This window comes from Variovorax nivicola (assembly GCF_051216475.1).
Classification (GTDB): domain Bacteria; phylum Pseudomonadota; class Gammaproteobacteria; order Burkholderiales; family Burkholderiaceae_C; genus Variovorax.
Genome location: NZ_JBPJZK010000011.1, coordinates 54,366 through 72,604, shown reverse-complemented (window position 1 = coordinate 72,604; position 18,239 = coordinate 54,366). Strand labels below are relative to the sequence as shown.

The window sequence follows — 18,239 nt, the reverse complement described above, 5'->3', positions numbered from 1 at the left end:
TTGCCTGAGCTCGGTACTTTCAATCTTGCAGAGGGAGGAAAAATGAACGAAATCATCGAAGTCGATGCCCTGGTGGCACAGGCGATTGCAGTCGCCTATGAAGACGCAAAGTCTTCGGGGCTGCAGCTTGAAAACTACAAGCTCTTCCTGGTCGAAGAGGCTGGCGGGTACCGCGTGTCATGGGTGGCAAAGGACAAGCCACAAGGTCATCGAGGCGCCTTGCCGAGCCTGCCGGAACCTGAGTTGCTGATCGAGAAGGGTGCCGGCCGGATTCTCCAGAAGCATCTGTCTCGCTGAGGCGACGGCATCACTCAGGGATTCGGTATGTCTTCACAAATCATCATCCTCGCCCACGACATGTGGCGCAAAGGCGCAGGCGGCGCTCCCGCCGGACTCGTGGGCCAGGCCGACAGCTTCGCCTATGCGGGGCTCGACCTGGGGCTCGCCCAGTTCGCCGGAACGACCTTCACGGGCACCAGCTTCACCGCCACCAGTTTCAAGCAGGCGGGCTGGAGCGCCTGCCAGTTCACGGGCTGCAGCTTCACGCAGTGCGACTTCGGCGGCATCTCGATCACCGGGTGCACTTTCATCAACTGCAGCTTCACGCGCGCGAACTTCGATGGCGGCAGCATCGGCACCAGCACTTTCACGCAGTGCCAGTGGGACGACATCAGCTTCGCGGGCGGCCACTGGAACGACGTCGGGGTGCTGAACTGCGGCGGCACCGTGGTGCATGCGCAAGGGCTGCAGGGGCGCAGCGTGGACTTCACAGGCAGCACATTCGAGCAGCTCGAGTTTCAAAACGCCAATATCAACTGAGCCCTGACGGGCAAGGTCATCACTTCATCGATTCCATGTTCATGAAAAACATCAAAACCGTCTTTGTCGCCACTGTCTTCCTGGGCACGGCCTCTTTGTGTGCTGCGCAAGCGGAAACGAAAACCACGCTGACCAAGCTGCACCAGAGTTACGAGAAGCAGGGTCGCCGCGCGCTTGGCATGCCGGAGTACGGCAAGCGCGTGCAGTTCTCAGCGTTGGTCGTCGAGGCGTCTGATTCCTTCGGCGGCACCTCGATGATCCGCGCCGCCGATGTGCGCGGCAACCAGGAGCTGGCACGCCTGACCCCGGCGGACGACGCACAGAACCAGAAGATGGGCGAGATGCGCAGCGGCGCGAAGTTCACTGCGAGCTGCGAGGTCGGCTTTGCGATGGGGTCGGCGTTTCTCACGATGAAGGACTGCGTGATCCGGCCCTGAAGCCCGCATCCGCAGCAAAGGCAACGTACCAGTTCGAGGCAGGGAGGGAAGATGGCAGGAAACGAAGGCCCGCAACAGCAAGGCCAGAAACCGACTGAGAGAGAACCCCAGACGGCGGTTGCGCCGCTGAACACCATCGTCAAGGAAGACATCGCCGCCGCGAGCAAGGCGGTGGACGACTGGCTGCGCTCGTTCAGCGGCGGCTACGTGACGCTGGAGCGCTTGACGATGGTGCTGGGCAGCATCCCGATCGTCGGCAACATCATGGCGCTGGTGGATGTGTTCCTCGACATCATCAACATCGTCGAGAAGAAGGCCAAGGACGGGGTCGAAGCATTCCTGACCTGGGTGAGCCTGGGCATTAACCTGATCGGGCTGATTCCATTGCCGCCGAGCATGGCAGCCGCGCGCATGAGCCTGCGGCCCACGCTTCACCTGGTGAAGCAGGAGCTGAAGGCAGCCGCCTCGAACCTGGGCGAAGCCATCGTCACGACGCTGGTGGGGCACCTGAACGCCACCATCATGGGCGAGCTGGACAAGTTCATCGACGGCGCCATCGACAAACTCGACGGCATTCTCAAGAGCTGCGCGGACCTGGCCGACAAGATCATCGACAACCTGGTGGACATCCTGCGGCGCGTGCTGGGCCAGAAGGACCTGTTCGACGTGGCGAAGCCAGGCGCGACGGAGGCCCGTACATACGACCCGAAGACGCAGAGCACCTGGAGCCGCATGTGGGGCACTGCGGTGCGCTACACCAAGCAGTCGGCGAACTATGTCGCCAAGACGGCCGCCAACCAGCTGCCCGCGGGCGTTGCCGGCAAGGTCAACGGCGTGATCACGCAGATGCTGGACTTCAAGCGCCTGCTTCGCAGCCAGCTGTCGGCGTTGGCCAACAAGGAAGCGCAGGCCAGCATCATGTGGCTGCTGCACAAGCTGCGGGATGCGCTGCTGCGCAAGAAGGGAAAGCGCGTGGCGATCGTGCCGCCGCAAACGGGCGCCAAGGCCGAGAAGGCCAAGCCGGGGACTCCGCTTGGGCATATCAGCAAGCAGGCGCCGGCACAGGGAACTTCGGGTTGCAAGAACTGCCCCGCGCCGGCACGCAAAGGCGCTTCGATCAGCCTCGCCACCGGCAATGAGAGCTTCACGCACACCGATTTCGTGCTCGCGGCACCGCTGCCGATCGAATGGGCGCGCACCTATGCCAGCGACCTCGATGCCTTCGACCGCGCTAGCCTGGGGGCCCGGTGGATCACGCCTTACAGCATGCGAGTGGACGTTGCCACACCAGTGCGCGGCGCACGCCAGGGGCAGGCGAGCTTGGTGTATCACGCAGCCGACGGGCGCAGCCATGCCTACCCGCTGCTGGAGGTGGGGCAGACGTATTTCGATGCCGTCGAAGAGGTCAGCATCTCGCGGTTGAACGAGGGCCTGTTGGCGCTGGACTTCGGCAAGCCATTGCCCGCAGGTGAGCAGAGCGAGTGGCGGGAGATTTACGAGTACGTCGACAGCAAGCAGCCGCACTTCCGGCTCGTCGCGCAGCAGGCGAAAGACGGCATGTCCGTCGGCTTGCGCTACGACCACGTGATCGCCTCGACCGGCGAACGCGTGCTGAGCGACATCATCAGCAAGCAGGGCGAAGCCGTCGTGGCGCACGTGGGCACGCAGCCGGATGCGCAGACCGGCTTGATCAAGTCGCTGTGGGAACTGAAAGACGGCCAGGTCATTCGTCAGCTGGCCGCCTACACGCACGACGCAGAAGGTGACCTCGTCGCGGCGCAGGATGAGGACGGCGAAAGCTGGAGCTACACCTACGCGCACCATCTCGTGACCCGCTACACCGACCGCACCGGCCGAGGCATGAACCTCGAATATGACGGCACCGGCACAGACGCCAAGGCTGTGCGCGAGTGGTCGGACGACGGCAGCTTCGCGCTGAAGCTGGAGTGGGACAAGAACATCCGCCTGACCTACGTGACCGATGCGCTGGGCGGCGAGACCTGGCACTACTACGACATCCAGGGCTACACCTACCGCATCATCCATCCCGACAAGCTGCAGGAATGGTTTTTCCGCGACGACGCGAAGAACATCACGCGTCACGTGCATACCGACGGCGGCACCGACGACTACACCTACGACGAAGACGGCAACCTGCAGACGCACACGCGCGCCGATGGTAGTCGCGTGCATTTCGAATACGACAAGCTGCACCGCCTCACGGGCATCCTCGATCCCGAGGGCGGCGTGTGGAAGCGTGACTACGATGCGCAGGGCCACCTCACGGAAGAGATCGATCCGCTCGGCCACAAGACTGAGTACGCCTACGACAAGGCCGGCAGGCCCGTGCGGATCACCGATGCGAAGGGCGGCGTCAAGGTGCTCGCCTATTCCCCATCGGGGCAACTGCTCAGCTACACCGACTGCTCTGCCAAGACCAGCCGATGGGAGTACGACGAACGGGACCGTCTTGCCAAGGCGATCGACGCTGCTGGCAACACCACCAGCTATCGCTACACAGCCGGCCAGCTCGAACAGATCGTGCAGCCCGACGAGACGAGCGAGCATTTCGAGCACGATGCCGAAGGCCGCCTGCTGACGCACACAGACGCGCTCGGGCGTGCCACGCGCTACAGCTACACGCGCGCCGGGCTGATCGCCGGTCGCACCGACGCAGCGGGCCGCTCGCTCAAGTACTACTGGGACCTGCTGGGTCGCCTGACCGAGTTGCACAACGAGAACGGCAGCCGCTACGACTTCCGCTATGACCCGGTGGGCCGCCTGCTCGAGGAAACCGGCTTCGACCGCAAGACTACGCAGTACATCCACGAGGGGACCACAGGCGTCCTCTCCGGGGTGATCGAAGCAGGCCAGCGCACCGAACTCGAATTCGATCCGCTCGGCCGTTTGAGCGAACGCCGAGCCGGCGATCAGTCGGAACGCTTTGCATACGACCGCAACGGCCGCCTGATCGAAGCGACCAACAGCGACGCGCGCCTGCAATGGTTCTACGACCCGGCCGGCAACCTGACGCGTGAGCATCACCACTACCTGGAGCGCAAGCGCACGGCAGTCTGGCAGCACCGCTACGACGAACTCAACCAGCGCATCGCCACCGTGCGGCCAGACGGCCACGTGACCCAGTGGCTGACGTACGGCTCCGGCCATGTGCACGGGCTGATGCTCGACGGCCAGGACATCCTGGGTTTCGAGCGCGACGACCTGCACCGCGAGGTTGCGCGGGAACAGGGCAACGGTCTGAGCCAGCGCCAGAAGTACGACCCGGCCGGGCGGCTGCTCGAACAGCAGATCTCGCGCACCAAGCCCGGCGCCATCGAGTCGAGCGCTGGCATCCAGCGCAGCTACAGCTACGACAAGGTTGGCCAACTAGTCGCCATCGGCGACAGCCGGCGCGGCAACCTGAGCTACCGCTACGACCCGGTGGGCCGCCTGCTCGAAGCCAACAGCCGCGTCGGACGTGAGATCTTCGCCTTCGATCCTGCTGGCAACATCGTCGACGCTCCACCGAGCGGCGACCCGCTCAGGCATCCAGCCAACAAGCTGTTGGACAACCTGCTGAAGAGCTACGCCGGCACCAGCTACCGCTATGACGAGCGCGGCAACATGACCGAGCGGTTGCGCAACGGCTGGCGAACCGTCTTCGCTTGGGATGGCTTCAACCGGATGACGGCGGCGACGGACCACAGCGGCATCACCACCACCTTCAGCTACGACGCGCTGGGTCGCCGGCTGTCCAAGCGTTCGGGCGAGGCCACGACGCTGTTCGGCTGGGATGGCGACGTGCTCGCGTTCGAGAGCACACAGAGCAAGTCATCGATTGAAGAGGGCGGTGAGCACGGCTGGAGCGTGCACTACATCCACGAGGCGAACTCGTTCGTACCGTTGGTGCAGGTGCGCCGGGCGAGTGCGATGGCACTGAGCGAGACGACGGATGCAAAAACGCTGATGGCGGCCAACGGTGGCGTCTACGACATCGAACAGGATCCTTTGTGGAACGGCGAGCAGAGGCATGTGCCGCGTGCGTTCGACAAGAGGGAGATGGCGTTCTATCAGTGCGACCACCTGGGCACGCCGCAAGAGCTGACGGATCATGAAGGAAGTATTGCCTGGTCGGCGCAGTACAAGGCGTGGGGCGAGGCGCGGGAGGCGATCAGCGAGGCGGGGCGAAGGGCAGGGTTCAGGAATCCGATCAGGTTCCAGGGGCAGTACTGGGATGAAGAGACGGGACTGCACTACAACCGGTATCGATACTTCGATCCGCATAGCGGAAGATTCACGTCAAGTGATCCGATCGCCTTGGCGGGCGGGATGAACTTGCACATTTATGCGCCGAACAGCGTTGAATGGATTGATCCTTTGGGTCTGCAGCCTCGCGTGCCGCCCCACATTTCATTGCAAAAACAAGCTGGCCATGTAAAGGGTACGCCGCAATATGAGAATCGGGTGAATGCCGGAAAGCCGACATCGTGCTTTTGTGATTGGAATGCTGCGATCAAGTACACCGATGAAGCATGGGCGAATGGAACGCAAGTTCCAGGTAGGCCTGGAGTGAAGGATTACGAGTTTGGAGCCCCAATCGGCGAGGGACCCAAAGGTGGAACTCAGAGCAAAGTGAGAGTTCACCAAGACTCCAAGGGAAAAATTCATGGGCACCCGGCCGGTCCCGAGACACCATAGGGTATATATGAAGAAAAATTGGATTGACGTGCTGGAGGGTAGGTATAAAAACCTTAGAGCCCCTGATTACTCTTTTGTGCTTGATGAACTTGGAAAAAAACCTTATCAAAAATTGATTGATGATATTTGCAAGAGATTTTTGGTAAAAGAGGATACTGACGAAAATTACGATGTCAGCTTTGGATATCTTTTGTCCTGTGCGCCTGCCGGTGATTATCTTCTCAGGGTTTCAATGGTTGCACCTTTTGCTTTTTTTGCTCGAATCAACGAAGAAGGCTCTACGTCCAAGCCAATTATTAGGGAGTGCGCTCATGATGAAGACGATCTTGCTGTAATTGAAATAATTGAATCTTATGGTATTTCACTGCTCGACGCAAAAACCTTGGAAACTCCTGTTCCTGACGTGGGAAAAGAATCTAAGCCTCTTTATCAATGGATGTTTGTGGATGAGGAAAATTCACCTTGGAGTTGAATTTTGACGAAGATGCGGTTGTATCGAAAAACTCAAACAAACCAATTCGAAGCGATAAAACTATCGAGTGTTGATTGCCACCGAAATATGGCCAGTTCTGGTCAGTGATAAGCAGAGTTCAACCGCTACAAGTCTTCTCTGTCTCGGGCTTGAAAATGATTGCCTTTAATTTTGGTCCGTTTAGTAAGGATGAGCTGACGATCACACTCGATGAAGAAGGCGCTGCATTGCTCCTTTCCAGAATTTCTGAGTTGGCCAATGGTGCTGAGAATGCAGGAGTTGTCGACTGCCTTCGGTATTTTAGGCGTGATTTTGACAAAGCGAGAATTGAGTTTCAGTCGGAGATGTCGGATCGTCTCGAAATAAGGAGGTGTGGATTGCTCCTTGGCCTGAGTCGCGACGCTCTGGAATATGCCGTACATCAACTGAGTGAGTTTTTGGCGAAAGGGTATTTCTTCCCCGCAGAATTCTGGAGTTTTTCGAGATTGAGTCGAAAATATGACACTCAGATATTTTTTGCGAAATTCTCCTCGATGGAAGACATGATTTCCTCGTGCACCAAGTAATTGAGCAGAAGATGAAGGTGCTCGCACAAAAGCACCACCTCGGAGTCGACTTCAAAAATATCTTTGACTGGTCGGACGTCGAGCGAATCTGCTTTTCTTAGTCGTCGGGGTTGATGGGGCGTTGTGGGTCTTCAATACAGTCCCGGGCAGCGTCGGAAACCCGCAACGACGCAAGATGTCGCCAGTGCATTTGATTAACTGCTTCAAGCCAAGGGACGCAGCGGCGCCATCTACATCGGTCTTTCTTTTCAGTCGCCGCAGGGCGGTCTCACATTGCCACTCGCTATTCGCTGCTGAAGGTCCCGTCGAGAGAGGTCGCAGCCCGGAGCTGGAAGATGGTTCAGGTCAAGTCCGGTGCGATCGATTTCTTCGCCGGGACGGGTGACCCGGTCTACGAGATATCGGCCTGGCCATGGGTGAAGCCGTTCCCATCGCCCGCTTGGCACCAACACCCGCCAAAGCGGCGCTCCGCAAGCCCGCCGCCTGCATCCTCAACCCCGGGTTTCCGATAACTAAATCAGCTTGATTTAGTCCCTCTCCTCGCCGATAGTCCCTCTGCGCCCGGACACCGAGCCTCCAGCCATCAAGCCAAGGCCCGCGCGATCCGGTTCCAAAAAACCGCAGGCGCCTCGCCGCCCGCCCAAGGAGACAAACCATGCTCAGCAGCCCCCGCTCCATCCTGGCCATGGCGGCCATGTCCCTCGCCGCCGTGACTGCATCCACCGCAGCCTTCGCCGCCGACCAGCCCATCATCGGCCTCGTCACCAAGACCGAAACCAACCCCTTCTTCGTCAAGATGAAGGAAGGCGCGCAGGAAGAGGCCAAGAAGCAGGGCGCCAAGCTGCTCTCCGGCGCGGGCAAGGCCGACGGCGACAACGCGGGTCAGATCACCGCGATGGAAAACATGATCGCGGCCGGCGCCAAGACCATCCTGATCACGCCGAGCGACGCCAAGGCCATCGTGCCGGCGATCAAGAAGGCGCGCGACAAGGGCGTGATGGTGATCGCGCTCGACAGCCCGGCCGATCCGCCGGATGCGACCGACGCGCTCTTCGCCACCAACAACTACACGGCCGGCGTGCTGATCGGCGAATACGCCAAGGCTGCGATGGCCGGCAAGCCCGCGAAGATCATCGCGCTCGACCTGCTGCCGGGCCACCCGGTGGGCGCGCAGCGCCACAACGGCTTCATGAAGGGCTTCGGCCTGCCGGCCAATGAAGCGAAGTCGAACGAGCTGTCGAAGGCGCCCGAGATCGTCTGCATGGCGGACAGCTACGGCGACCAGGCCAAGGCGCAGACGGCGATGGAAAACTGCCTGCAGAAGGCGCCTGACGTGAACCTGGTCTACACGATCAACGAGCCCGCCGCGGCCGGTGCCTACAACGCGCTGAAGCGCGCGGGCAAGGAAAAGGGCGTGCTGATCGTCTCGGTCGACGGCGGCTGCCAGGGCATCAAGGACACCAACGCCGGCATCATCGCCGCGACCTCGCAGCAGTACCCGCTGAAGATGGCCGCGATGGGCGTGGCCGCAGGCGTCGAATTCGCCAAGACGGGCAAGAAGGCCTCGGGCTATGTCGACACGGGCGTGACGCTGATCGCCGGCAAGAGCGTGGCGGGCGTCGACAGCAAGGACACGAAGACCGGTGCCGATCTGTGCTGGGGCAAGAAGTAAATAGCTGACAGCCCCCAGGAGGAGCATCTCGATGGCGAAATCTGCGACGCACCACATTCCGTGGGGCGCCTTGGGGCCGTGGCTGGCCCTTCTCGGCGCGTGCATTTTCTTTGCGACCCAGTCAGACCGTTTTCTCACGGGCGGGAATCTCTCGCTGATCCTGCAGCAGGTGATGGTGGTCGGCGTGATCGCCATCGGCCAGACGCTGGTGATCCTCACGGCGGGCATCGACCTGTCGTGCGGCATGGTGATGGCGCTGGGCAGCATCATCATGAGCAAGTTCGCCACTGAACTCGGGCTACCCGTGCCGGTGGCCATCCTGTGCGGCATCGGCGTGACGACGCTGTTCGGCCTGCTCAACGGGCTGCTGGTCACGCGCATCAAGCTGCCGCCATTCATCGTGACGCTGGGCACGCTGAACATTGCCTTCGCGATCACGCAGCTGTACTCGTCCTCGCAGACCATCACCGATCTGCCCGGCGGCCTCACGGGCCTGGGCACCACCTTCACCATCGGCAGCGCCGAGGTGGCGTGGGGGTCGGTGCTGATGGTGGTGCTCTATGCGCTTACTTGGTTCGTGCTGCGCGAGACGGCGGCGGGCCGGCACATCTATGCGGTGGGCAACAACGCCGAGGCCACGCGGCTGGTCGGCATTCCGACGCAGCGCGTGCTGCTGGGCGTGTACGTGGCGGCGGGCGTGCTGTACGGCATCGCCTCGCTGCTGTCGGTGGCGCGTACTGGCGTGGGCGATCCGAATGCGGGGCAGACCGAGAACCTCGACGCCATCACGGCGGTGGTGCTCGGTGGCACCAGTCTGTTCGGTGGGCGCGGCATCGTGCTGGGCTCATTGATCGGCGTGCTCATCGTGGGCGTGTTCCGCAACGGGCTCACGCTGATGGGTGTGTCGTCGATCTACCAGGTGCTGGTGACCGGTGTGCTCGTGATTCTTGCGGTGGCGGCCGACCAGCTGTCGCGCCGGGGAGCCCGATGATGAACACCGTCACCAATCCCAAGATCGTCATGCAGGCCAAGGGCCTGGTAAAGCGCTATGGCCAGGTCACGGCGCTCGACGGTGTCGACTTCGAGCTGCGCGAAGGAGAAATCCTCGCGGTGATCGGCGACAACGGTGCGGGCAAGTCTTCGCTCATCAAGGCGCTGTCGGGCGCGGTGGTGCCCGACGAGGGGCAGATCCTGCTCGATGGCCAGCCGGTGCATTTTCGCAATCCATTGGATGCGCGCCGCGCCGGCATCGAGACGGTCTATCAAGACCTGGCCGTGGCCCCGGCCATGACCATCTACGAGAACCTGTTCCTCGGCCGCGAGCTGCGCCGTCCCGGCTTCCTGGGCAGTGTGCTGCGAATGCTCGACAAGAAGCAGATGCTGCTCGAAAGCACGGCCCGCATGGCGGACCTGAAGGTCGGCATCCAGTCGATGACGCAGGCGGTCGAAACGCTCTCCGGCGGACAGCGCCAGTGCGTGGCCGTGGCGCGCAGCGCGGCCTTCGCGCGGCACGTGGTCATCATGGACGAGCCCACCGCCGCGCTAGGCGTGAAGGAGGGCAACATGGTGCTGGAGTTGATCCGCCGCGTGCGCGACCGCGGCCTGCCCGTGGTGCTCATCAGCCACAACATGCCGCACGTGTTCGAGGTGGCCGATCGCATCCACGTGGCGCGGCTCGGCAAGCGCGCGGCGGTGCTCGACCCGAAGAAGATCAGCATGAGCGACACGGTCGCCGTGATGACCGGCGCCATGACGGCCGACCAGTTGCCCGCGGAGGCGCATGCCTGATGCGGACACACCTGCGCGCACGCCCGACCTGTTGCGGCCCCGCGGCTCCAACCAGGTCGGCATGCGCCAGTTCAACGAGCGCACGGTGCTGCAGGCATTGCGCGTTCACACCAGCCTGCCCAAGGCCGACCTCGCGCGGCTGACCGGGCTCAGCGCGCAGACCATCGGGCTCATCACCGCGCGGCTGGAAGAAGACGGACTCATCGTCAAGCAGAGCCGCGTGCGCGGGCGCATCGGGCAGCCTTCGGTGCCGCTGGCGCTGAACCCCGACGGTGCCTTCGCCATCGGCATCAAGGTGGGCCGGCGCGGCGCCGAATGGCTGCTGATCGACTTCACCACGCAGGTGCGCGAGCGCCATGCGATCAGCTACGACTTTCCCGATGTTGACGAGTTGCTGCCCGCCATTGCGCAGCACATGCACCGGTTGCGCGACGGGCTGGGGCCGCTGGCGGTGCGCAACGTGGGGGCGGGGCTGGCCGCGCCGTTCCAGCTGGGCGGCTGGCACCGCACGCTGGGTTTGTCGAAAGCGCAGTCAGACCTGTGGAACCAGATGGACCTGGCCGCCGAGGTGCGTGCGCGCACCGACGTGCCGGTGAGCTTCGCGCGCGACACCGTGGCCGCCTGCGTGGCCGAGCTGGTGGGTGGGCGGGGGCACGACCTCAAGAGCTTCCTGTATATCTTCGTCGACACCTTCGTGGGGGGCGGACTGGTCATCAACTCGCACCTGCACACCGGTGCGCACGGCAATGCGGGCGCGCTCGCTTCATTGCCGATGCAGCCGCCGGGCAGTCGCGGCGCACTGCCGCCTCAGCTGGTTGCGCAAGCGTCGCTCTGGGAACTGGAGCAGCGCCTGATAGGCGAGGGCCTCGACGCCATGGCCGCGTATGACGACCGCGCCTTGCAGCCTCCCTATGCCGCGATGACGCAAGCGTGGCTGGAAAGCGCATCGCAGGCGTTGGCACATGCCATCGTGAGCGGCACGGCCATGCTCGATCTGCCGGATGTGGTGGTGGATGGTTCGATGTCACGCCCGCTACTGCAGGCGCTGCTCGACCAGACCCGTGCCGCGCTGGACCGGTGCAACTGGGAAGGCCTGTGGCAGCCGCGGCTGCATGGCGGCAAGGCGGGGGCGCAGGCTTGTGCGCTAGGTGGCGCGATGCTGCCGTTGCACGCCAACTTCGCGCCGGATCACGACGTGTTCTTGAAGGCGGCCTAGCCTGCTTTACGCGAGCGCGCGAGGCTCAATGCCTCGGCGATCAGCGGCTTCACCGTCTCGAAGGTCTTCGCGCTCGGGTTGATCACGCTGACCCAGTACATCTTCGCGTACACCGGGTGCGGCATCAGCGTGTCGAGCGCGGCGTGGTCTGCGGCAGCAGGCGCTTCGCCGAACAGCGCGCGAAAGGTCTCCTTGCCCACGCCGACGTTCAGGCGGAACACGCCCGGGCGGTTCAGCTGCGAGGCGCTGTCGAACTCGTTGTCCTTCGTCACGATCGTGGTGAAAGGAAACCTGTTGTCCCCGTCGTGGAAGAAGAAGGTGTTGTCGTCGGCAACCTGAAAGTGGCCGCCGGCCAGCATGTCGATGATGTGTTGGGTGATGGCGTCTTCGGTCATGAGCGCGATCTTGCCTGTGTTCATCAGGAAGGCCAGCGCCGCAGGCCCAGTTCGTCCGCCAGCCTGCGATAGGCCTTGATCTGCGCCTGCACGTAGTCGTCGAGCGCGGGGCCGGTAAGCGTGAAGGGGTACAGCCCGTGCTGCTCGCGCAATGCAGCGAAGCCGGGCGCGGCGCTCGCCTCGTGGAAGGCCGTGGCCCATGCGCGCACGGCCGGCTCCGGCACGTCGGCGCTCAGGTACAGGCCGCGCACTGTCGGCCACACCAGGTCGACGCCTTGTTCGCGCGCGGTTGGCACGCCGGTGAGCGCACCGCCGAGCCGGTTCTCCGACAGCACCGCGAGCAGCCGCACGGCTGCGCCGCCAGCGATGGCCTGCAGCGCTTCGGCGGCGTCGCCGGGGAAGGCATCGACATGCTTGCCCTGCAATGCGCTCAATGCATCCCCGCCGCCCTCGAACGACACGAAGCGCATGGCCTTGTGATCGCGGCCCGCTGCGCGTACCAGCAGCGCGGCCTTCACCCAGTCCTGGCTGCCGACCGTTCCGCCCGCACCGAAGGCGATGCGCGACGGGTCTTGCCGCAGCGCGGCGACCAGGTCCTGCAGGCGCTTGTAGGGCGAGTCGCGGTGCACGGCGATCACGCCGTAGTCGGTGCCGAGCGTGGCGATCCAGCGCACGGCCGAGGGCGAATGCGGGCCGAAGCGGCCCTGCGCAAGGTTGAGCAATGAGCCGCTCGAAAACGCCACCAGCGTGCCCGGGCCGCCGAGCTTGCCTGTGGCGACGCGGTCGAAGGCCACGGCGCCGATGCCGCCCGGCAGGTAGCGCTGGGTGAGCGGCGGGCGCGTGGGCCGCACGGCCTGCAGCGCATCGCGCGCCAGTGCGCAGGTCAATGCGAAACCGCCGCCGGCCTTGGCGGGAATCACGCAGTCGGCGGCGTCTTCGGAGGGATCGTTCGCGGCCATCGCGCGCACGCTGAAAGGCATCAGCAACGCGCACAACGCGCGAAGTGCATGGCGGCGGGTGGGGGGCGTGGACATGGCAGTGGGCCCATCAGATGGCGGCCGGGCGAGGCCACCAGATGATCGCATGCAGCCCCGGGCCGGCCTCGCGCGCCTCGAGCCGCAACTCGCCCCGATGCCGCTGCGCAATGGAACGCGCAATGGCCAGCCCGAGCCCGAAGCCACCCTTGCCGGCGCGCGCGCCGCGCCGGAAGCGCTGGCCCAGCGCGGCGCGTTCCTCGTCGCCGAGGCCGGGGCCGTTGTCCTCGACGTTGAGGCTCCAGCCCGCCGCGTCGCCTGCGGCGAAGAGCGTGATCGTGCCTTCGGCCGGCGTGTAGGTGATCGCGTTGCTCACCAGGTTGCCCAGCGCCTCGCGCATGAGCCCCCGGTCTGCCACGGCAAGGAACTCCGGCGTGGGCGAATGAATGCCCAGGTCGATGCGCTTGGCGCGCGCCAGCGGCAGCAGGTCGACCGCCACTTCGCGCAGCAGGGCTGCGGCGTCGAACTCGGCGGGCTCCACCGACACCGTGTCGCTGCGGCCCAGCGCCAGCAGCTGCTGCGCGCTGCGCGTCGCGCGGCCGATCTCGGTGCCCAGTGCGTCGAGCGCCACCTGCACCTGTGCCGGGTCTTGCTCGCGTCGCGCGTAGTCGGCCTGCATCTGCAGCGTGGTGAGGTGGGTGCGCAGCTGGTGCGAGGCGTCGTCCAGAAACTGGCGCTGCTGCGTCACGAGGTCTTGCGTGCGCGACATCTGCTGGTTGACCGCGGCCACCAGCGGGCGCACCTCGGCGGGCAGATCGGTCTCGGCGATGCGCGTGAGGTCGTCGGGCGTGCGCGAGCCCACCTCGCGCGCCAGCCGCGAGAGCGGCCGAAGCGCCGCCGCGAGCGCCAGGGCGGTGCCGCACAACAGCATCGCCAGCACAAGCCCGTCGCGCAACGCCGCGCTGCGCACGAAGCGCGCGCTGAATTCCTGCCGCGAGCGCGTGCTTTCCCCCACCTGGATCAGCACGCTGCGCCCGGTGCTGCCGGCCGGCGTGCGGTCGAGGTCGCGGCGGTAGGCCGCGAGCCGCACTGCCTCGCCGAAGTAGGTGGCGTCGTAGAAGGCCGGCACGCCCATCGACAGTTCGGTGGGCGGCGCGGGCAGGTCGGCGCTGCCGAGCTCGACCAGCCCGTCAGACGTGGACACGCGAAAGAACACCTGGCCGCTGGCCGTCAGCTCGAAGAACTCGAACATCGTGTACGGCAGCTCGACCGACAGGCCGCCCGAGGCGGTCGAGATGTTGGCGTCGATGGACTTGAGCGCGCCCAGCAGCGAGCGGTCGTAGGCCGCGTTGGCGGCGGCCAGCGCGTCGTGCCGCGTCATCCACAGCTCGAGGCCGGTCACGACCAGCAGGGCCGGGAACAGCAGCAGCGCGAGCCGTTGCCACAGGCTGGCGCGCCGCAGGCGGTTTGCGAGGCCCGGCACCACGCTCACTCAGTCCGCTTCGAGCACATACCCGAGGCCGCGCAGCGTCACGATGCGCACGCCCGTGCCGTCCAGCCGCTTGCGCAGCCGGTAGACGAAGACTTCCACCGCCTCGGGATGCACCTCTTCATCGTCGGAGAACACGCGCTCGAGAATCTGCTGCTTCGACAGCGGCTCGCCACTGCGCTGCACCAGCACGCGCAGCACCGCCAGCTCGCGCGGCGAGAGCGCCAGCGCCTCGCCGTTCAACGTGAAGTGCCGGCGAGCGCCGTCGTACACCAGCGGGCCGCAAGCCAGCCGCGGATGCTCGACGCCACGCGCGCGCCGCACCAGCGCATGCAGGCGCGCTTCGAGCTCGGCCAGCGCGAAGGGCTTGGCGAGGAAGTCGTCGGCACCCGCGTTGAGCGAAGCCACGCGCTCGTTCAGCGAGTCGCGCGCCGTGAGGATCAGCGCCGGCAAGCGCTGGTCGCGCTCGCGCAACCGTTGCAGCACCGTGTGCCCGTCGAGCCCGGGCAGGCCCAGGTCGAGCACCAGTGCATCGTGGTCGCGCTGCTGCAGCGCCCGGTCGGCCAGGCGCCCGTCGTCCACCCATTCGACCTGGATGCCCGCATGCTCCAGCGCCTTGCAGAGCCAGGTGCCCAGGGTGTGTTCGTCTTCCGCCAGCAGGATGCGCATGGCGTCGATGCTAGGGCCTGAGACGATCAGTCGGGCTTGATGTTTGCCCTTGCGATCACCTTCTGCCAACGGGTTTGCTCGGCGGCGATGAACTGCGCGAACTGCTCTGGGGTGCCACCGACGGCCTCGGCCGCGTCGGCCGTCAGGCGCTGCATGGAGTCGGGCGACTTCACCGCCTTCATCGTCTCGGCCGAGAGCTTGGCCAGGTTGGCGGGCGTGATGTTGGCCGGCGCGAGCATGCCGTACCACTGCGTCATCTCGAAGCCCGGGAAGCCCTGCTCGGCCACGGTCGGCACGTCGGGCAGCTGCGGCAGGCGCTTGGCCGAGCCGGTCGCGATGCAGCGCACCTTGCCTGCCTTGATGAACGGAATGATCGCCGCCGCGCCGATGGCCGAGGCGTCGAGCCGGCCCGAGAGCAGGTCGGTCACCATCGGGCCGGTGCCGCGGTAGGGCACGTGCAGCATGAACACGTCGGCCGTCATCTTCAGGTACTCGAAGGCCAGGTGGCCCGCGCTGCCGTTGCCTGCCGAACCGTAGCTGAGCTTGCCCGGCTTCGACTTGGCATACGCGATGAATTCCTTGAGGTTCTTTGCCGGCACGTCGGGGTGCACCACGTAGAGGCTGGGCACCTTGGCCAGCAGGCTCACGGGCTTGAAGTCCTTGTTCGCGTCATAGGGCAGCTTGGCAAAGATGTACGGGTTGACCGCCAGCGTGCCGATGTGGCCGAGGATGATCGTGTGCTGATCGGTGCTGCGCGCCACTTCGCTCATCGCGATGTTGCCGGCTGCGCCGGGCTTGTTGTCGACGAACACGCTTTGGCCCAGCGTGCGCGAGAGTTCGGCGGCGGTCGAGCGCGCGACGATTTCGGAGCTGCCGCCGGGGGCGAAGGGCACAACGAAGCGGATCGACTTGCTGGGCCAAGTGTCCTGGGCCGAGGCCAGCGAAGGCAGCAGGCCGCCGAGAGTGAGGGCGCCGCCGGCTTGCAGCCAGTGGCGGCGATTCAGGTGGGCGTCGTTCGGGGAGAAGAGGTCGGACATGGTGCTTGTGTCTCCAGCGCTTTTGGATTGAAAGCGCGCATCGTGCCCGGCCGATGCTGTCGGAATGCTGTCAGTCAGGCCGTCAGATCAGGTTGCGCATCGCCTGCGCCGTCTCCCTCAGCACCGGCAGCACCCGTGCCACCGCGTCTTCCGAGCTCTCGTGCCCCATCGGCATCGTGATATTCAGCGCTCCCACCAGCGTGCCGTGCCGGTCGCGCAGCGGCGCCGCGATGCCGCGCGAATTCAGGTCGAGCTGCTGCTCGGAAAGTGCCCAGCCCTGCGCCCGGATGCGCGCGAGTTCGAGCTTCATGCGCTCCATGCTGGCGATGGTGTGCGAGGTGAACACGGTGAGCTGCTTCGTCGTCAGCCATTCGTTCAGCTCGGCGTCGCTGCGCAGCGCCAGCATCAGCATGCCTGAGGCCGTGACCTGCGCCGGCACGCGCGCGCCAAGCACGTAGCCGGTGCTCATGCTGCGGTTGGGGCCGTTGCGCGCGATGTAGACCACCTCGTCGCCGTCCATCACGCTGAGGTATGCGATCTCGTTGGTGCCGGCAGCCACCCGCTGCAAAAAGGGCTGCACCACGCGCGGCAGCCGGGCCGATTCCAGGTACGACTGGCCCAGCCGCAGCACGCGCGGCGTGAGCCAGAACAGCTTGCCGTCGCTCGCCACGTAGCCCATGTGCTGCAAGGTGAGCAGATAGCGCCGCGCGGCGGTGCGGGTCATGTTCGTGCGCTGGCCGGCCTGGCTGGCGGTCAGGCGCGGGTTGGCGTCGTCGAAGGCTTCGATGATGCTCACGCCGCGCTCCAGGCCGGCGATCCAGTCGCGCTTGTCCAGGCCGGGGGGCGGCGCCGGGTCGTCCTTGCTGTCCTTGCTCATGGGCGGAAGTGTGCCTGCGTGGAAGGGTGCGGAGTTTGCATTCGGTGCCCGTGAAAACCCTTGAATTGAACGATCAGTGATTTTTACAGTTCGATAATCGTACGTTTCAAGGTGCCGAAGGCTGCGGGAATCCGGCGAAGCGACTATAAAGCTCGGCATCCGCCCTCGAAAAGAGCGATTGACGAACGGAAGCACGCACATGAGCCATTCCATCCGCGGCAGCACCCAGGCTTACCTGATCCCCGGCGACCCGGTTCGCAATGTGCGGCTGCCGCGCATGTTCAACGCCGCCTTCGAGCGCTTCGGCATCGACGCTGTGCTGCTGCCCATGCAGGTGCCGGTGCGCGACTTCGCGGTGTTCTTCAAGTCGGCTTTTCTCGCGCGCAACGTGCGCGGCATGGTGATCGCGCCGCCGCACAAGCCGCTGGTGGTTGACCTGCTCGACGGCTGCGGCCTCTTCGGCCGTGTGGCCGGCTCGGTGAACGTGGTGCGCCGTACCGAGGGCGACCAGCTCGAAGGCGACCTGTTCGACGGCGAAGGCCTGATCGGCGCGCTCGACCACTACAACATTCCCTTTCGCGGCAAGCGCGTGCTGATCCTTGGCGCGGGCGTGAGCGCGGCAGCCATCGGCGTTGCGCTGGCAGAGGGCGGCACGGTGAACGGCGCGGCGCACATCGCCTTCTACGACAGAGCCGCTGGCAAGGCGGCGGGCGTGGCGGCCAAGCTCGATGCCTTCTTCGACGCAACTGTGGTTGCCGTGGACAGCAACGCGCCCGAAGGCTTCGACCTCGTCATCAACGCCACGCAACTGGGGCTGGTCGAGGGTGATGCGCTGCCGCTCGACGTGGCCCGCATGGAAGGCCATGCGGCGCTGTTCGACATTCTTCTGCGCAACCAGCCCACGCCGCTGGTGCAGGCAGCCCGCGCGCGCGGGCTCAACGCGCAGGCAGGCTTCGAGATGCTCATCCAGCAGATGCCGCACTACTTCCGCTATTTCGGCCATCTCGATGCGGCAGAGGCGATGCAGGCCGACGCCGACTTTCTGCGCGAAACCATCTATCCGCCGGCGATGCACGCGGAGATTGCGCAGCCCTTGCGCTACCACTCGCCCAGCGTCGCCTGAGCCCCAA

Annotated in this window: 17 protein-coding genes; 11 read left to right on the top strand and 6 right to left on the bottom strand. The window is 64.8% G+C overall.

From position 1 onward, the window contains the following. Positions 1 to 42 precede the first annotated feature (42 nt). The 10 genes from ACSFBF_RS30985 to ACSFBF_RS30940 all read left to right on the top strand — a co-directional run bounded on the left by ACSFBF_RS30985 (position 43) and on the right by ACSFBF_RS30940 (position 11,668). A complete protein-coding gene (locus ACSFBF_RS30985; RefSeq protein WP_435473741.1) occupies positions 43 to 297 on the top strand; it encodes a hypothetical protein in 255 nt (84 codons plus the stop codon). 27 nt (positions 298 to 324) lie between these two features. Next, positions 325 to 819, top strand: a complete 495-nt coding sequence (locus tag ACSFBF_RS30980; protein ID WP_435473739.1) for a pentapeptide repeat-containing protein — start codon at positions 325 to 327, stop codon at positions 817 to 819. 41 nt (positions 820 to 860) lie between these two features. Then, a complete protein-coding gene (locus ACSFBF_RS30975) occupies positions 861 to 1,256 on the top strand; it encodes a hypothetical protein (RefSeq protein ID WP_435473737.1) in 396 nt (131 codons plus the stop codon). Positions 1,257 to 1,307: 51 nt separating this feature from the next. Beyond that, the gene (locus ACSFBF_RS30970) at positions 1,308 to 5,954 is read left to right on the top strand and encodes an RHS repeat-associated core domain-containing protein (RefSeq protein WP_435473735.1); all 4,647 of its coding nucleotides are present in this window, start codon (positions 1,308 to 1,310) and stop codon (positions 5,952 to 5,954) included. Positions 5,955 to 5,961: 7 nt separating this feature from the next. Beyond that, positions 5,962 to 6,426, top strand: coding sequence for a hypothetical protein (locus ACSFBF_RS30965; protein ID WP_435473733.1), 465 nt, complete (start codon positions 5,962 to 5,964; stop codon positions 6,424 to 6,426). Positions 6,427 to 6,575: 149 nt separating this feature from the next. After that, positions 6,576 to 6,992 carry a hypothetical protein gene (locus ACSFBF_RS30960; RefSeq protein ID WP_435473731.1) on the top strand — a complete coding sequence of 139 codons (417 nt, stop codon included), beginning with the start codon at positions 6,576 to 6,578 and terminating at the stop codon, positions 6,990 to 6,992. Between the two features lie 685 nt (positions 6,993 to 7,677). After that, the gene (locus ACSFBF_RS30955; RefSeq protein ID WP_435473929.1) at positions 7,678 to 8,664 is read left to right on the top strand and encodes a sugar ABC transporter substrate-binding protein; all 987 of its coding nucleotides are present in this window, start codon (positions 7,678 to 7,680) and stop codon (positions 8,662 to 8,664) included. A gap of 31 nt (positions 8,665 to 8,695) precedes the next feature. Further along, positions 8,696 to 9,655 (top strand): ABC transporter permease, encoded by a 960-nt coding sequence (locus tag ACSFBF_RS30950; protein WP_258354132.1) that lies wholly within the window; start codon positions 8,696 to 8,698, stop codon positions 9,653 to 9,655. Next, a complete protein-coding gene (locus tag ACSFBF_RS30945; RefSeq protein WP_093050559.1) occupies positions 9,655 to 10,452 on the top strand; it encodes an ATP-binding cassette domain-containing protein in 798 nt (265 codons plus the stop codon). Before ACSFBF_RS30950 ends, ACSFBF_RS30945 begins: the two co-directional genes overlap by 1 nt. Continuing rightward, the gene (locus ACSFBF_RS30940) at positions 10,445 to 11,668 is read left to right on the top strand and encodes an ROK family transcriptional regulator (protein ID WP_435473729.1); all 1,224 of its coding nucleotides are present in this window, start codon (positions 10,445 to 10,447) and stop codon (positions 11,666 to 11,668) included. The genes ACSFBF_RS30945 and ACSFBF_RS30940 overlap by 8 nt, the downstream gene beginning before the upstream one ends. On the opposite strand, the gene ACSFBF_RS30935 is transcribed toward ACSFBF_RS30940, so the two are convergent. The 6 genes from ACSFBF_RS30935 to ACSFBF_RS30910 all read right to left on the bottom strand — a co-directional run bounded on the left by ACSFBF_RS30935 (position 11,665) and on the right by ACSFBF_RS30910 (position 17,109). Beyond that, entirely contained in the window at positions 11,665 to 12,087 is a 423-nt protein-coding gene (locus ACSFBF_RS30935) for a DUF6194 family protein (RefSeq protein WP_435473727.1), read from the bottom strand. The genes ACSFBF_RS30940 and ACSFBF_RS30935 overlap by 4 nt on opposite strands. Continuing rightward, positions 12,087 to 13,097: a Bug family tripartite tricarboxylate transporter substrate binding protein gene (locus ACSFBF_RS30930; RefSeq protein ID WP_435473725.1), complete on the bottom strand. Its 1,011-nt coding sequence runs from the start codon at positions 13,095 to 13,097 to the stop codon at positions 12,087 to 12,089. Before ACSFBF_RS30930 ends, ACSFBF_RS30935 begins: the two co-directional genes overlap by 1 nt. Positions 13,098 to 13,110: 13 nt before the next feature. After that, a complete protein-coding gene (locus ACSFBF_RS30925) occupies positions 13,111 to 14,529 on the bottom strand; it encodes a sensor histidine kinase (protein WP_435473723.1) in 1,419 nt (472 codons plus the stop codon). Then, positions 14,530 to 15,195 carry a response regulator gene (locus ACSFBF_RS30920; protein ID WP_093050550.1) on the bottom strand — a complete coding sequence of 222 codons (666 nt, stop codon included), beginning with the start codon at positions 15,193 to 15,195 and terminating at the stop codon, positions 14,530 to 14,532. It lies immediately after the preceding gene. 26 nt (positions 15,196 to 15,221) lie between these two features. Continuing rightward, complete coding sequence (locus tag ACSFBF_RS30915; protein ID WP_435473720.1) at positions 15,222 to 16,232, bottom strand: Bug family tripartite tricarboxylate transporter substrate binding protein; 1,011 nt, start codon at positions 16,230 to 16,232, stop codon at positions 15,222 to 15,224. An 82-nt stretch (positions 16,233 to 16,314) separates the two neighbouring features. Next, positions 16,315 to 17,109, bottom strand: coding sequence for an IclR family transcriptional regulator domain-containing protein (locus tag ACSFBF_RS30910; protein ID WP_435458638.1), 795 nt, complete (start codon positions 17,107 to 17,109; stop codon positions 16,315 to 16,317). 199 nt (positions 17,110 to 17,308) lie between these two features. Here ACSFBF_RS30910 and ACSFBF_RS30905 point away from each other — a divergent pair, with 199 nt between their 5' ends. Further along, on the top strand, positions 17,309 to 18,232 hold the full coding sequence (locus tag ACSFBF_RS30905; RefSeq protein ID WP_435473718.1) for a shikimate dehydrogenase family protein: 924 nt from the start codon (positions 17,309 to 17,311) through the stop codon (positions 18,230 to 18,232). The last annotated feature ends 7 nt before the right edge of the window (positions 18,233 to 18,239 follow it).

Excerpts from the sequence above, each read along its gene's own strand:
- ACSFBF_RS30985 (WP_435473741.1), top strand. The coding sequence starts at position 43 with ATGAACGAAATCATCGAAGTCGATGCCCTGGTGGCACAGGCGATTGCA.
- ACSFBF_RS30980 (WP_435473739.1), top strand. The coding sequence starts at position 325 with ATGTCTTCACAAATCATCATCCTCGCCCACGACATGTGGCGCAAAGGC.
- ACSFBF_RS30975 (WP_435473737.1), top strand. The coding sequence starts at position 861 with ATGAAAAACATCAAAACCGTCTTTGTCGCCACTGTCTTCCTGGGCACG.
- ACSFBF_RS30970 (WP_435473735.1), top strand. The coding sequence starts at position 1,308 with ATGGCAGGAAACGAAGGCCCGCAACAGCAAGGCCAGAAACCGACTGAG.
- ACSFBF_RS30965 (WP_435473733.1), top strand. The coding sequence starts at position 5,962 with ATGAAGAAAAATTGGATTGACGTGCTGGAGGGTAGGTATAAAAACCTT.
- ACSFBF_RS30955 (WP_435473929.1), top strand. The coding sequence starts at position 7,678 with ATGGCGGCCATGTCCCTCGCCGCCGTGACTGCATCCACCGCAGCCTTC.
- ACSFBF_RS30950 (WP_258354132.1), top strand. The coding sequence starts at position 8,696 with ATGGCGAAATCTGCGACGCACCACATTCCGTGGGGCGCCTTGGGGCCG.
- ACSFBF_RS30945 (WP_093050559.1), top strand. The coding sequence starts at position 9,655 with ATGAACACCGTCACCAATCCCAAGATCGTCATGCAGGCCAAGGGCCTG.
- ACSFBF_RS30940 (WP_435473729.1), top strand. The coding sequence starts at position 10,445 with ATGCCTGATGCGGACACACCTGCGCGCACGCCCGACCTGTTGCGGCCC.
- ACSFBF_RS30935 (WP_435473727.1), bottom strand. The coding sequence starts at position 12,087 with ATGAACACAGGCAAGATCGCGCTCATGACCGAAGACGCCATCACCCAA.
- ACSFBF_RS30930 (WP_435473725.1), bottom strand. The coding sequence starts at position 13,097 with ATGTCCACGCCCCCCACCCGCCGCCATGCACTTCGCGCGTTGTGCGCG.
- ACSFBF_RS30920 (WP_093050550.1), bottom strand. The coding sequence starts at position 15,195 with ATGCGCATCCTGCTGGCGGAAGACGAACACACCCTGGGCACCTGGCTC.
- ACSFBF_RS30915 (WP_435473720.1), bottom strand. The coding sequence starts at position 16,232 with ATGTCCGACCTCTTCTCCCCGAACGACGCCCACCTGAATCGCCGCCAC.
- ACSFBF_RS30910 (WP_435458638.1), bottom strand. The coding sequence starts at position 17,109 with ATGAGCAAGGACAGCAAGGACGACCCGGCGCCGCCCCCCGGCCTGGAC.
- ACSFBF_RS30905 (WP_435473718.1), top strand. The coding sequence starts at position 17,309 with ATGAGCCATTCCATCCGCGGCAGCACCCAGGCTTACCTGATCCCCGGC.